We start from the raw sequence: 13,262 nt of genomic DNA on the forward strand, positions 1-13,262 counted from the left end.
ACGTGACCGAGCCGCTGCTCGTCGACCGGACCGACGCCGTCGTGACGCTCACCCTGAACCGGCCGAAGGCCATGAACGCCCTCGACCTCGCGCTGAAGGAGGCGCTGCGCGACGTCCTGGCCGAGCTGGAGACCGACAAGAGCTGCCGGGCCGTGGTGCTCGCCGGCGCGGGCGGGTCGTTCAGCGCCGGGCAGGACCTGCGCGAACACGTGGCGACGCTCGACTCACCCGACAGCGGCGACCGGCTCTCCACCGTCCGGGCCCACTACAACCCGATCGCGGCCCGGCTCGCCAACCTGCCGAAGCCGGTGGTGGCGGCGGTGCGCGGGATGGCCGCCGGAGCCGGCGCGTCGCTGGCCTTCCTGGCCGACTTCCGCATCGGCGGCCCGAGCACCAGCTTCCTCATGGCCTTCGCGAAGGTCGGGCTCGCCGCCGACACCGGCGCCTCGTGGACGCTGCCCCGCCTCGTCGGCCACGCCAAGGCGGTCGAGCTGCTGATGCTCGCCGAGCCGGTCCGGGCCGAGGAGGCGCACCGGCTGGGGCTGCTGACCCGGCTCCTGGACGACGACGAGCAGGTGCTGCCCGCCGCGCAGGAACTCGCCACGCGGCTCGCCGCCGGGCCCACCGTCGCGTACGGGGCGATCAAGCGGCAGCTCTCCATCGCCGACGCGGGCACCCTCGCCGACGCGCTGGCGGCCGAGGCCCAGGCGCAGACGATCTGCGGCGCCACCGCCGATCACCAGGCGGCCACCCGGGCCTTCGTCGCCAAGGAGCGGCCGGTCTTCGAGGGACGCTGAGCACGACGGCCCGCCCCGGAGGGCGGCTCCGGGATCAGTCGTCCTCCTCCGGATCCTGGTTGGCCTCGGCGCCGAGCACGAACGCCTGCATGGCCAGCTCGTCACCGGAGGGCGAGACGAAGGCGGGCAGCTCCCGGGGGCCCAGCTCCTGCACGTACGCCCAGAAGAGCCGCACCGCCTCGGCCGGCGAGTCGGCCTCGATCGGCAGGTCGAGGCTGACCAGCCAGGTGCGCCGCGGCGGCGGCGGGCCGAGGCGGTCGGCCAGCGCCCGGTGGACGGCCGGGTCCAGCGCGGTGACCGGCCCGTCCACGGTGAGCGGGCCCACCGGCAGCGGCTCGTCGAAGACCCGCCGGGTGTACCTCACCACGAGCGCCGACTCGCGGTCGCTCTGGGGGTCGTCCGGGTCCTCGGGACGGGAGCCGGTGGGTGCGGCCACACGGCCGAGCGCCACGAGCCGCAGGGGGTCGTCGATCAGCACCGCCACGTCGTCGCCGGGGCGTGGGCGCACGGTCTCGTCCAGGCCGGTCAGCTCGAGCGTGTCGTGGTGCACCAGCCGTTCGGCGTCGTAGCGGCCGGCGGGCAGCAGCACGGCCCAGGCGCCGGCGCCCGCCGCGCGGCTCGTCCCGTCCGCCCGGTGCGCGGTGTCGGTCGTCATGCCTCCCATCCCATCACGCCGTCCCGGTCGGCTCCACGTGGCAGCCGGCAAGGTGATCGTCGACCATCCCGGTGGCCTGCATGAGCGCGTACGCCGTGGTCGGCCCCACGAACCGGAAGCCGCGCTTCTTGAGCGCCTTGGCCATCGCTGTCGACTCGGGGGTGATCGCCGGTACCTCGGCGAACGAGGCCGGGCGGGCCGGCCGCCGTGCCGGGGCGAACGACCAGAGCAGCGCGGAGAGCCCCTCGGGCAGCTCGGCGGCGGCCCGGGCGTTGGCGATCGCGGCCTCGATCTTGGCGCGGTTGCGCACGATGCCGGCGTCGGCCAGCAGCCGGGTCACGTCCGCCTCGCCGTAGGCGGCCACCGTCGGGATCCGGAAGTCGTCGAAGGCGAGCCGGAAGGCCGGGCGCTTGCGCAGGATGGTCAGCCAGGACAGCCCCGACTGGAACGCCTCCAGCGTCATCCGTTCGTAGAGCGCGTCGTCGCCGTGCAGCGGCTGGCCCCACTCGGTGTCGTGGTAGACGGCGTAGTCGGGGGTGCTCGCCCCCCAGGCGCAGCGCGGCAGCCCGTCGGCGCCGATCACCAGGTCACTCACGACCCACACGCTAGGCCAGGCGTCCGACACCCCATTGCCTCCCCCGCGAAGGCTGCCTATCGTGCTTGGTTACCGACCGGTAGGGCTCGGCGACCGCCGGTACGAGGCACGCGGGAGGCGGCCATGAAGGAGTTCCCCGACGTCATCGCCTGGTCGATCCCGGCCTTCCTGCTGCTGATCGTGCTGGAACGCGTCTCCTACCTGCTGCACCGCGACGACGACGAGGTCGGCTACGGCGGGGCCGACACGGCCACCAGCCTCGCCATGGGGCTGGGCAGCGTCTTCACCGACCTGCTGTGGAAGGTGCCGATCGCGGCCGCGTACGCGCTGCTCTACGCGCTCACCCCGCTCCGGCTCGCCGAGCTGTGGTGGACCTGGCCGCTGATCGTGCTCGCCCAGGACTTCTGCTACTACTGGTCGCACCGGGGCCACCACGTGATCCGCATCCTCTGGGCCGCCCACGTGGTGCACCACTCGTCGCAGCGGTTCAACCTCTCCACCGCGCTGCGCCAGCCGTGGACCAGCGTGACCGGCTGGGTCTTCTACGTCCCGCTGGTCCTGGTCGGGGTGCACCCCGCCGTGGTGGCGTTCGCCGGCTCGGTCAACCTGCTCTACCAGTTCTGGATCCACACCGAGCGCATCGACAAGCTGCCGCGCTGGTACGAGGCCGTGTTCAACACCCCGTCGCACCACCGCGTCCACCACGCCTCCCAGGGCAGCTACCTGGACCGCAACTTCGGCGGCATCCTGATCGTCTGGGACCGCCTCTTCGGCACGTTCGCCCCGGAGCGGGAGCGCTGCGTCTACGGCCTCACCAAGAACATCGAGACGTACAACCCGCTGCGGGTGGCCTTCCACGAGTACGTCTCGATCGCCCGCGACCTGCGGGCCGCGGCGGGTTGGCGGCAGCGGGCCGGCCACCTGTTCCGCTCGCCCGGGTGGCGACCGGCGGCACCCGACGGGCCGCTCGCCGCCGCTCCCGGCGAGCCTCTGCCGGCCGCGCCGGGCGCCGGCGCCACCCCGGCCTGACCGGGCGCGAGTCGCGCCGCCGAGCGGGACCGGCCGGCCGGCCGCGCCTCGCCCGGGGACCGCCCGGTCAGGGAAGGCGGCCCTGCTCGACCAGGCGGCCGAACCGTCGCAGCGCCTGGGTCAGCCCCACCTTCGAGCCGGGCCAGATCAGCGGCCAGGCGACCCGGCCGGCCACACCCCCGGGCACGTGGAACCACTCGTGCCACACGACCTGGGTGCGGTCGCGCGCGAGCGGCGTGCAGCGCAGCACGCCGGGGCCGCGCAGCAGCCGCCCGCAGTGCACCACCCTGATCTCGTAGGGCTCGTCGACCCGGACCACGCGCATCTCGTCGCGCAACTCGGCGGGGCCGAGCACGGTCACCGCCTCGACGAGGCTGCCCTCCCGGCCGTCACCCTCGACCACCCGCACCCGCGTGAACGGGATCCAGTCGGACTGCCGTTCCCAGGCGAGCAGCGCCGCGAAGACCCGCTCGGCCGGGGCGTCCACGATGACGGTGGCCGTCACCTCGCCGGCACCCGGCTGGGCCGCCTCGGGCAGGTCGCCCTCGCCGTCCGCTGCGGTCACACCGACTCCGAGCGGACCACCGTGCCGGGCCCGACCGGTCCGTCGCCGCGGTCCGCCGCCTCGTCCGGGTCGGGCAGCACCGTGCCGCCGTCGCGGCCCACCGCCGTACCGTCGGCCCTCGGGTCGGTGCCGGCGGGAGATTCGCCCCCGGCCGCCGTGCCGGCCGTGACGGCGTCGGTCGCGGCCGCCGCGCCGACGGCCACGGTGCCGGTTGCGGCCGTGCCGGCCGCCTGCTCGCGGGCCCGCCGCAGGGCGTCCGCGTCCGCCGTCCGTCCCTCCCGCAAGGCGGCGACCTCCGCTTCCAGCACACCGATCAGCTCGGACTTGTAGCCGATGTCGTAGGCGGCGCGACGCAACGCCTGATCGACCTGCGCCATCCGGTACCCGCGCAGGGCGGTGTCGAACCGCACCGCCTCCAGGTCCGACTCCTGGAGCGGGCGGTTGCCCGGTAGCGGCACGGCGCGCCCGTCCGGCTCGGCCGGCACGAGGCCCGGATCCCGGCCGGTGACCAGCACCGCCACCCCGAACACCACCGCCGCCACGGTCAACGCCACGACCAGCACGAGCAGAACCTGACCCATGCACAGATCGTGGCATGCCGGCCGGGCGCGAGCGACCCCGCCACGATGCCCGGCGGAGCGGACCGGGCGGATGCCGTCGCGGCCGACGGGCTAGCGTCGGGACCGTCCGGCGGCGGACACGGGTGAGGGAGGCGGCAATGGCCGGGGAGCTTCGGCTCGGTGGGCGCACGTTCGCGCCCGGTGAGCTGGTGGTGATGGCGATCGTGAACCGCACGCCGGACTCGTTCTTCGACCGGGGTGCCACGTTCGCGGCGGACAGCGCGCTGCGGGCGGTGGAGCGGGCGGTGGACGAGGGCGCCGAGATCATCGACATCGGCGGGGTGAAGGCCGGCCCGGGCGCCGAGGTGGACGTGGCCGAGGAGATCCGGCGGACGGTCGGCACGATCGCCGCCGTCCGGGCCGCCTTCCCCGAGGTGGTGATCTCCATCGACACCTGGCGGGCGGAGGTCGCCGTGGAGGCCGTCGCGGCCGGCGCCGACCTGCTCAACGACACCTGGTCCGGCGCCGATCCGGCGCTGGCCCGGGTCGCCGCCGAGACGGGCGCCGGGCTGGTCTGCTCGCACGCCGGCGGTCTGGCGCCGCGTACCCGGCCGCACCGGGCCGCCTTCGACGACGTGGTGGCCGACGTGGTCGCCACGGTGACCGGGCTCGCCGAGCGCGCGGTGGGGCTGGGCGTACGGCCCGACGGGATCCTGATCGACCCGGCGCACGACTTCGGCAAGAACACCCGCCACTCGCTGGAGATCACCCGGCGGCTGGACGAGCTGACCGCCACCGGCTGGCCGTTGCTGGTGGCGCTCTCCAACAAGGACTTCGTCGGCGAGACGCTGGACCTGCCGGTGACCGAGCGGCTGGAGGGCACGCTCGCGGCGACCGCGGTCTCCGCCTGGCTGGGCGCCCGGGTGTTCCGGGCCCACCAGGTGCGCCCGACGCGGCGGGTGCTCGACATGGTCGCGTCGATCCGCGGCGACCGCCCGCCGGCGGCGACCCGTCGCGGTCTGGCCTGAGCCGCCGCCCGGGTCAGGTCCAGCGGAGGATGTTGCGCCGCCAGGCGTAGAGGATGCCGAGCGCGAGCACGGCCACGAAGATCGCCATCTCGACGACCGTCACGAGGCCGAACCCGGGCCGGTCGAAGACCACCGCCCAGGGGAAGAGGAACACCGCCTCGACGGCGAAGAGCACGTAGAGGTAGGCGTAGACGTAGTAGCGGATCTGCATCTGCGCCCAGTCGGCGCCGACCGGGTCGAGACCGCACTCGTAGCTCGTCCGCTTGCCGGGCGGGTCGGCGGGCCGGGCGGGGCGCAGCACCCGGTTGGCCGAGAACGCCACCACGAAGAAGAGCACGCTGACGAGCAGCAGGAGCCCGAGCGTCGCGTACGAGCCCAGGTAACCGGTCACGCCGGCAGCCTACCGTTCCGCCCGCCGCCCAGCTTCGCACACGTTACGAATTTGTTTCCCATCGGGACTAGTTCCGTACGGCAACAGTATCGACGATGGGACCCCGGACCGTCGGCACCGGAGGGGGGAGACGACCAGCGTGGACGTGCCACCGGGGCGAGGACCGCGGCGCCTGCCGGCGTGGGGGCCGGCCGTGGTGCTCGGCGTCGCGCTCGCCGTGACGCCGGCCTGGGCCGCCGCGGGCGCCGTCGGTCAGCCGGTCGCCCTGGCCACCGACCCGGCCGACCCGGGAGGCGGGGTGCCCACGACGCCGCCGGACGGGCCCGGGGCGGACCCGACCACGGCGCCGCCGACCGTCGAACCGCCGGAGGAGACGACGCCGCCGCCGGTGAGCGGCACCCCCACCCCCGTCGGCAGCGCACCGGCGACGGCCACGCCCACCGCCGGCGTCCCGACCCCGCTCCCGGGCACTTCCAGCCGGCCGCCGGTCCGGCCCTCGGCGCCGGGGACCGCCCCCGGTCCGTCGCCGCTCGGGGTCCGGGTCACGACGGGCGACGTGGTCCTGCCCCAGGGGTACTGGAACGCGTCCGGCACGGCCACCACGCTGCGCGTCACCGTGGCCAACACCGGCTCCGTGGACGCCCGCGTCCACCTCTCCTACACGCTTCCCGCCGGGGTGACCGACGCCGGGACGGCGGGCTGCGCGGCCACCGGCGGGCACGCGTACCGCTGCGGTGGGTGGCGCGTCGCCGCGGGCGACCGGTTCAGCACACTGATCCGGGTCCGCGTCTCCGGGGACGCCTGGCGACGGATGCCGCTGAGCGGTTCGGTGGCGGTCAGCGCGAGTGCGCCCGGGGTGAGCGGGACGGCGCGGGACGACGAGGGCTTCGCCGTGCTCTTCCCGCCCGGCCCGCCGGCGCCCGGCATCACGGTCGAGGCCCGAGGGGTCTCGTTCGACGTCAGCGGCGCCGCGAGCGACCTCATCGTCCGGCTCGCCAACACCGGCACGGTCGACGCCGCCGGCCGGATCGACGTGCTCCTGCCGGCCGGTGTCACGGTGCCGGCCCCGCCCGCGGGCTGCGCGCCGCTCGACGCCGCCCGTACGCGGTGCGACCTGGGCGTGGTCCGCGCCGGAGACCGCGCCGACCTGCGCCTGCCGGTCGAGGCGACGCCGGCCGCCCAGCGCGAGGCGCCGCTGGCGGGCGCCGTCGTCGGCCGGCTCGACCCCGGCAACGGCCGGGCCCGTCAGGTGCGGACGAGTTTCCGGATCACCGCGGCGGCGGCGCTCGCCACCCCGGTGGCGGTCGCGGTGCCGGCCGGCTCGCAGGGTGTGCTGGTGGGTGGGGCGGCCCTGCCGGACGTCCCCGACGCCGGGTCCACGCGGCGTACGGTGATCATGCTCGTCGTCGCCTCGGCGCTCCTCGTGGCGTTGGCGCTCGGGTTGGCCACCCTGTCGCTGCGCCGACGCCTCGCCGGCGAGCCGCAAGCATCGGCGGACGGTGATCTGGATTACCGGCGGGCAGGGCGAAACGCCACTAAGTGGTGAATTTCACCCCCCTATCCGGTCCCACTGGCCGAACCTCCGGGGAAGGTGACGGGTCCATCCGACGTAGGCTCTCAGGTGAGAAACCCACATGCGGGCCGGGCCAGCCACGGCCGGCGCGGTGAGCGGTGCGTCAGGGAGGTCACGTGGCCGGGCAGGGCGAGGTCACCGTCAACTCGGGCCGCCACCGCGCGCAGCGAAGCGAGGTGCAGGCGTGAGCAAGCAGATCCGTCAACTGGACCGGGTGGTCATCCGGTTCGCCGGCGACTCCGGCGACGGCATGCAGCTGACCGGTGACCGGTTCACCTCCGAGACGGCCCAGCTCGGCAACGACATCTCCACACTGCCCAACTTTCCCGCGGAGATCCGCGCCCCCGCCGGCACCCTGCCCGGCGTGTCGAGCTTCCAGGTGCACTTCGCCGACTACGACATCCTCACGCCGGGCGACGCGCCGAACGTGCTGGTGGCCATGAACCCCGCCGCGCTCAAGGCCAACCTGGCCGACCTGCCGCGCGGCGCGGACATCATCGTCAACACCGACGAGTTCACCAAGCGCAACCTGGCGAAGGTCGGCTACGCGGTCAACCCGCTCGAGGACGACACGCTCGCCGGCTACGTGGTGCACCCGGTCGCGCTCACCTCGATGACCATCGGCGCCCTCGCCGACCTCGACGTGTCCAAGAAGGACGCCGAGCGGGCCAAGAACATGTTCGCCCTCGGCCTGCTCTCCTGGATGTACTCGCGGCCGTACGAGTCGACGCTGCGGTTCCTGGAGCGCAAGTTCGCGGCCCGGCCCGAGCTGGTGGCCGCCAACGTGGCCGCCTTCCGGGCGGGATGGAACTTCGGCGAGACGACCGAGGACTTCGCCGTCCGCTACGAGGTCAAGCCGGCGCAGATGCCGCCGGGCACCTACCGCAACATCACCGGCAACGCGGCGCTCTCGCTCGGCCTGGTGGCCGCCGGCGTCCGCTCCGGCCTGCCGGTGTTCCTCGGCGCGTACCCGATCACGCCGGCGTCCGACATCCTGCACGAGCTGAGCAAGCACAAGCGGTTCGGCGTGCTCACCATGCAGGCCGAGGACGAGATCGCCGCGGTCGGCGCGGCGCTGGGCGCCTCGTACGGCGGCGCGCTCGGCGTCACCACCACGAGCGGCCCGGGCGTGGCGCTCAAGGGCGAGACGATCTCGCTCGCCGTGGCGCTGGAACTGCCGCTGGTCATCGTCGACGTGCAGCGGGCCGGCCCCTCGACCGGCATGCCGACGAAGACCGAGCAGGCCGACCTGAACATGGCGCTGTACGGCCGCCATGGCGAGGCGCCGGTCGCGGTGGTCGCGCCGAAGTCGCCCGCCGACTGCTTCTACGCGGCCCTGGAGGCCGCCCGGATCGCGCTCACCTACCGCACGCCGGTGATCCTGCTGTCCGACAACTACGTCGCCAACGGGTCCGAGCCGTGGCTGCTGCCCGACGTGGAGTCCCTGCCCGACCTGCGGGTCGAGTTCGCCACCTCCCCGAACGGCGAGGACGGCACGACGTTCCTGCCGTACCTGCGCGATCCGGAGACGCTGGCCCGTCCCTGGGCGATCCCCGGCACGCCCGGCCTCGAACACCGCATCGGCGGGTTGGAGAAGGCCGACAAGACCGGCGACATCTCGTACGACCCGGCGAACCACGACTTCATGGTGCGCACCCGCGCGGCCCGCATCGAGACGATCCCGGTGCCGGACGTCGAGGTCGACGATCCGGACGGTGACGCCCGGGTGCTGGTGCTCGGCTGGGGTTCGACGTACGGGCCGATCGGCGCGGCCTGCCGTGGCCTGCGCCAACGCGGGCTCTCCGTCGCCCAGGCGCACCTGCGCCACCTCGCCCCGATGCCGGCCAACCTCGGCGCGGTGCTGCGCTCGTACGACCGGGTGGTCATCCCCGAGATGAACCTCGGCCAGCTGGCGCACGTGATCCGCGCGAAGTACCTGGTCGACGCGATCGGCTACAACCAGGTCCGCGGCCTGCCGTTCACGGCCGCGGAGCTGGAGACGATGCTGGAAGAGGTCCTCAAGAATGTCTGAGCCCATCGCCCTCAAGCTCACCGCCAAGGACTTCAAGTCCGACCAGGAGGTGCGCTGGTGCCCCGGCTGCGGGGACTACGCGATCCTGGCGGCCGTTCAGGGCTTCATGCCGGAGCTGAACATCCCGCGCGAACGGATCGTGTTCATCTCCGGGATCGGCTGCTCCTCCCGCTTCCCGTACTACATGAACACGTACGGGATGCACTCCATCCACGGCCGCGCCCCGGCGATCGCCACGGGCCTGTCCGCCACCCGGCCCGATCTCTCGGTGTGGGTGGTGACCGGCGACGGTGACGCCCTCTCCATCGGCGGCAACCACCTGATCCACGCGCTGCGCCGGAACGTCAACCTCAAGATCCTGCTCTTCAACAACCGGATCTACGGGCTCACCAAGGGCCAGTACTCGCCGACCTCCGAGCTCGGGAAGGTCACGAAGTCGACCCCGGTCGGCTCGGCCGACGCGCCGTTCAACCCGATCTCGCTGGCGCTCGGGGCCGAGGCCACCTTCGTGGCCCGCACGATCGACTCCGACCGCAAGCACCTCCAGTCGGTGCTCCGCGCCGCCGCCGAGCACTCCGGCTCGGCGTTCGTGGAGATCTACCAGAACTGCAACATCTTCAACGACGGCGCGTTCGACCCGCTCAAGGAGCCGGCCACCCGCGACGACCACCTGATCCGGCTCGAACACGGGCAGCCGATCACGTTCGGCAAGGACGGGCAGTTCTGCGTCGTCCACCCGCCCGGCGGCTTCGGCCTCGAGGTGCGGGAGACGGCGGCGACCCGGCCGGAGGACATCGTCGTGCACGACGCGACGGTCACCGACCCGGCGTACGCGTTCGCGCTGTCGCGGCTGCCCGGTCTCGACCTGCGCAACACCCCGATCGGCGTGTTCCGCTCGGTCGAGCGGCCCTCCTACGACAGCGTGGTGCGCGCCCAGCTCGACGCCGCCCGGGCGGACGTCACCGAGACGCCCGAGCAGCAGCTCGCGGGCCTGCTCAACAGCGGGGACACCTGGACGATCCTCTGATCCGACCGACGTGACGCGGGCGGGCCGTCTCCGGACGGCCCGCCCGCTCGTCCTACGGGCCGGTCAGGCCGCCGCCCGGGCCGGCACCCAGAGTTCGTCGATGGCACGCTCGGCCGCCGCGAGGCTCTCCTCGTGCAGCGGGACCAGCTCGGCCATGGCCGGCGTGACCGGCGCGAGGGTCAGCTCGGCGGCGATGAAGCGCGGCTGCAGGCCGGTCCTGCTGATGCCGTGCGGCAGCCAGGGCTCGGCGTGGTCCCAGCCCTCGCGGGGAGTCCCCGGGCCGTAGCCGCCGCCCCGGCTGGCGAGCACGATGAACTCGCGATCACCCAGCAGGCCCGCGCCGGTCTGCGGGTCGTACGCGATGCCGGGGGCGATGAGGTGGTCCACCCAGGTCTTCACACTGCTCGGCACGCCGTAGTTGTAGAGCGGAAGGCCCAGCAGGACGGTCGTGGCCCGCTTCACCTCGTCCACCAGCCGCTCGGTCAGCTTCCAGGAGGCGCGCTGCGCCGGGGTGTGCTGCTCGACGGGCACCATGCGCGCCAGGCCGCCGTCCTCGTCCAGGTGAGGCAGCGGCTGCCTGCCGAGGTCGCGGTACGTCACCGTGCCGTCCGGGTGGGCGGCCCGCCACCGCGCGGCGGCGCGGGCGGTGAGCCGGCGGCTGATGGAGTGCTCCCCGCGGATGCTGGAGTCGACGTGCAACAGATGTGCCATGGATCAATCCTCGCCATGCCATAGATGGTTTGTGCTGAGCAAACCATTTATAGCAGACCTATCCTTGCGTCGCGGGTAAACTGGCTCACATGCCTGACCAGCCCGCCGTCCAGTCCGAGCACCGCACGGGGCCGTTGCTCGATCACCTGGCCCGGCGGATGCGTCTGCGGTCGGAGTCGGTGCTGGCACCACTCGGGCTGCGCCCGCGGCACCTCGTGGCGCTCACGGTGCTACGCGACGCCGGCGGGATCAGCCAGCAGGCGCTCGCCAGCACCCTTCAGATCGACAGCACCAACGTGGTCGGGCTGCTCAACGACCTGGAGGCGGCGAAGCTCGTGGAGCGGCGCCGCTCGTACGAGGACCGGCGCCGGCACATGGTGTTCCTCACCGACGCGGGCGAGAGCCGCCTCCGCGAGGCCGAGTGCGCCCTCGAAGCCGCCGAGTCGGAGGTGCTCAGCGCGCTGGCCCCGGCCGAGCGGCACGCGCTGTACGACCTGCTCCAGCGCGCCACCAGCGGGTGGCGGATCATGTGCACCGAGGACGCCCCGGAGTAGGGCGTCACCCGGCACGCCGCGTACGTCAGACCGCGGCCGTGGAGTGGGGCCGGTCGTCCCGGACGTGCACGAGCATGTCCCCGGTCTCGATGACGGCGCCGGCCTGGTCGGCCAGCGTGACCACCTTGCCGCGCCGCACCAACGCGATGACCAGCGAGTCCAGTTCGCGCGGGGAGCGTCCCACCTCGTGGCGCTCGGCCGAGCGCATGGCGAGCGCCATGCCCTGACCCGGCGTGAGCAGGTCCTCGACGACGTCGATCAGCGGCGGCGCGGAGGTCGAGAGGCCGAGCAGGCGGCCCGCGGTGGCCGACGAGACGATCACGTGGTGCGCGCCGCTCTGCTTGAGCAGCGGAGCGTTCTCCGCCTCCCGGGCGGCCGCGATGATCCGCACCTGCCCGGCGGTGAGCTGCCGTACCGTCAGCGCCACCAGGACGGACGCGTCGTCGCTGTCGGTCGCGATGATCACGGCCTTGGCGTTCTTCACGTGGGCCTCGTTCAGCGTGGCCGAGCGGGTCGCCGACCCCTCGATCGCCACGAGCCCGGCCGCGGTGGCCTGCCGCAGCGCGGCGCCGTTGCGCTCGACGACGATGATGCGCGACTTGTCGAGGCCGTTCTCCAGCAGCGCGGAGACGGCGCTGCGGCCCTTGGTGCCGTAGCCGCAGATGATGACGTGGTCCTTCACGGTCTTCCTCCACCGCGTCAGGCGCCGGCCGGTCCGGTACTGCTCGGTCAGAACTTCGAGGGTGGTGCCGACCAGGATGATCAGGAAGATCACCCGGGCCGGGGTGATGTAGACGACGTTCACCAGCCGCGCGCTCTGGCTGACCGGGGTGATGTCGCCGTAGCCGGTGGTCGAGAGGGTCACCACCGCGTAGTAGAAGCAGTCGAGGAGGGTCAGGCCGTCCTCGTTGACGTCGCGGTAACCGTCGCGGTCGAAGTAGACCGCCGCGACGGTGGCGAAGACCAACGCGATGGCGGCGGCGAGCCGCAGGCTGAGCGCGCTGAGCGGACTCCGGCGCTGCGCGGGAAAATGGATCACCGTCGTACCTGCTCCGTCGCCTGCACGCCCACAACATAGCGGGTGCGGCGGAGTCCGGCCGGCCGGGTGGTGACCTCGCGGACGGCCGGCGGGAAGCGCACCGGGACGCGGTCCGGCCCGCCGGGGCCGCCCCGGGCGGTGCGACCGGGCATGATGGGGGTGTCCCGGGACGACGAGGCGTGGAGGCGAGGCCGGTATGTCGTTGCTGCGACGGGTGATCGGTGGGGTGCTGCGGCGGCTGCGGCTGCGCCAGGGCCGCACGCTGCGCGAGGTGGCCGATGCCGCCGGGGTGTCCGTGCCCTACCTGTCCGAGGTGGAACGAGGGCGCAAGGAGGCCTCGTCCGAGGTGCTGGCAGCCATCTGCCGGGCCCTCGGCATCCACCTCTCCGAACTGCTCGAAGAGGCGCGCGACGACCTGCGGCGGGTCGAGCCGCGCCTGCCGGCCGCGCCCCGCTCCGGCGCCGCCGTGCTGGCGCCGCTGCCGGCGCCCCGTCCCCAGACCGAGCCGGCCGTGCGGGTCGGGCCGCGTACCTCCCGGGCGATGCTGCACCGCGGCCCGGGTGCGGGCGGCCCGACGCTGCGGGTCGGCCTGCCCGCTCCGATGCCGGCGCGGCGCGGCCCGCGTACCGCCCGGCTGCTCACCTGCCGGCGGGCCCGCCGCCCGCTGACCGCTGTCTGACCCCCGCCCGGTTCTGCCGGTGGCGAA

General features: G+C 73.8%; 16 protein-coding genes. 8 read left to right on the forward strand and 8 right to left on the reverse strand.

The features are described 5' to 3' along the window. The first annotated feature begins 2 nt into the window (after positions 1-2). Positions 3-797 (forward strand): enoyl-CoA hydratase/isomerase family protein, encoded by a 795-nt coding sequence (locus OG994_RS21395; RefSeq protein ID WP_328850749.1) that lies wholly within the window; start codon positions 3-5, stop codon positions 795-797. Between the two features lie 34 nt (positions 798-831). On the opposite strand, the gene OG994_RS21400 is transcribed toward OG994_RS21395, so the two are convergent. Continuing rightward, complete coding sequence (locus OG994_RS21400) at positions 832-1,452, reverse strand: hypothetical protein (RefSeq protein WP_120327479.1); 621 nt, start codon at positions 1,450-1,452, stop codon at positions 832-834. Positions 1,453-1,465: 13 nt separating this feature from the next. Continuing rightward, positions 1,466-2,047 (reverse strand): DNA-3-methyladenine glycosylase I, encoded by a 582-nt coding sequence (locus OG994_RS21405; protein WP_120327750.1) that lies wholly within the window; start codon positions 2,045-2,047, stop codon positions 1,466-1,468. A 123-nt stretch (positions 2,048-2,170) separates the two neighbouring features. Here OG994_RS21405 and OG994_RS21410 point away from each other — a divergent pair, with 123 nt between their 5' ends. Then, positions 2,171-3,076 carry a sterol desaturase family protein gene (locus tag OG994_RS21410; protein ID WP_328850750.1) on the forward strand — a complete coding sequence of 302 codons (906 nt, stop codon included), beginning with the start codon at positions 2,171-2,173 and terminating at the stop codon, positions 3,074-3,076. Positions 3,077-3,143: 67 nt separating this feature from the next. Here OG994_RS21410 and OG994_RS21415 read toward each other — a convergent pair whose 3' ends face one another. Next, positions 3,144-3,641: an SRPBCC family protein gene (locus OG994_RS21415; RefSeq protein ID WP_120327477.1), complete on the reverse strand. Its 498-nt coding sequence runs from the start codon at positions 3,639-3,641 to the stop codon at positions 3,144-3,146. After that, positions 3,638-4,222, reverse strand: a complete 585-nt coding sequence (locus OG994_RS21420) for a DivIVA domain-containing protein (protein WP_328850751.1) — start codon at positions 4,220-4,222, stop codon at positions 3,638-3,640. The genes OG994_RS21415 and OG994_RS21420 overlap by 4 nt, the downstream gene beginning before the upstream one ends. A gap of 137 nt (positions 4,223-4,359) precedes the next feature. Here OG994_RS21420 and folP point away from each other — a divergent pair, with 137 nt between their 5' ends. Beyond that, positions 4,360-5,229: a dihydropteroate synthase gene (gene folP / locus OG994_RS21425; protein WP_120327475.1), complete on the forward strand. Its 870-nt coding sequence runs from the start codon at positions 4,360-4,362 to the stop codon at positions 5,227-5,229. A gap of 13 nt (positions 5,230-5,242) precedes the next feature. Here folP and ndhC read toward each other — a convergent pair whose 3' ends face one another. Continuing rightward, complete coding sequence (gene ndhC / locus OG994_RS21430) at positions 5,243-5,620, reverse strand: NADH-quinone oxidoreductase subunit A (RefSeq protein WP_120327474.1); 378 nt, start codon at positions 5,618-5,620, stop codon at positions 5,243-5,245. Between the two features lie 139 nt (positions 5,621-5,759). Here ndhC and OG994_RS21435 point away from each other — a divergent pair, with 139 nt between their 5' ends. The 3 genes from OG994_RS21435 (at position 5,760) to OG994_RS21445 (ending at position 10,252) form a co-directional block, all read left to right on the forward strand. Then, on the forward strand, positions 5,760-7,166 hold the full coding sequence (locus OG994_RS21435; protein ID WP_328850752.1) for a hypothetical protein: 1,407 nt from the start codon (positions 5,760-5,762) through the stop codon (positions 7,164-7,166). 211 nt (positions 7,167-7,377) lie between these two features. Next, complete coding sequence (locus tag OG994_RS21440) at positions 7,378-9,225, forward strand: 2-oxoacid:acceptor oxidoreductase subunit alpha (RefSeq protein ID WP_120327472.1); 1,848 nt, start codon at positions 7,378-7,380, stop codon at positions 9,223-9,225. Next, a complete protein-coding gene (locus tag OG994_RS21445) occupies positions 9,218-10,252 on the forward strand; it encodes a 2-oxoacid:ferredoxin oxidoreductase subunit beta (RefSeq protein ID WP_328850753.1) in 1,035 nt (344 codons plus the stop codon). The genes OG994_RS21440 and OG994_RS21445 overlap by 8 nt, the downstream gene beginning before the upstream one ends. Before the next feature lie 63 nt (positions 10,253-10,315). Here the strand turns inward: OG994_RS21445 and OG994_RS21450 are convergent, their stop codons facing one another. Beyond that, a complete protein-coding gene (locus tag OG994_RS21450) occupies positions 10,316-10,963 on the reverse strand; it encodes an FMN-dependent NADH-azoreductase (protein WP_328850754.1) in 648 nt (215 codons plus the stop codon). An 89-nt stretch (positions 10,964-11,052) separates the two neighbouring features. Here OG994_RS21450 and OG994_RS21455 point away from each other — a divergent pair, with 89 nt between their 5' ends. Beyond that, entirely contained in the window at positions 11,053-11,517 is a 465-nt protein-coding gene (locus OG994_RS21455; RefSeq protein WP_120327468.1) for a MarR family winged helix-turn-helix transcriptional regulator, read from the forward strand. A gap of 25 nt (positions 11,518-11,542) precedes the next feature. Here OG994_RS21455 and OG994_RS21460 read toward each other — a convergent pair whose 3' ends face one another. Both OG994_RS21460 and OG994_RS21465 read right to left on the reverse strand, forming a co-directional pair. After that, positions 11,543-12,556: a potassium channel family protein gene (locus tag OG994_RS21460; protein WP_120327467.1), complete on the reverse strand. Its 1,014-nt coding sequence runs from the start codon at positions 12,554-12,556 to the stop codon at positions 11,543-11,545. Further along, complete coding sequence (locus OG994_RS21465) at positions 12,553-12,708, reverse strand: hypothetical protein (RefSeq protein ID WP_328850755.1); 156 nt, start codon at positions 12,706-12,708, stop codon at positions 12,553-12,555. The genes OG994_RS21460 and OG994_RS21465 overlap by 4 nt, the downstream gene beginning before the upstream one ends. 44 nt (positions 12,709-12,752) lie before the next feature. Between OG994_RS21465 and OG994_RS21470 the strand changes: the two genes are divergently transcribed. Next, entirely contained in the window at positions 12,753-13,235 is a 483-nt protein-coding gene (locus OG994_RS21470; protein WP_120327466.1) for a helix-turn-helix domain-containing protein, read from the forward strand. Positions 13,236-13,262 lie beyond the last annotated feature (27 nt).

The sequence above is a fragment of the Micromonospora globbae genome (assembly GCF_036184225.1).
Taxonomy (GTDB): domain Bacteria; phylum Actinomycetota; class Actinomycetes; order Mycobacteriales; family Micromonosporaceae; genus Micromonospora; species Micromonospora globbae.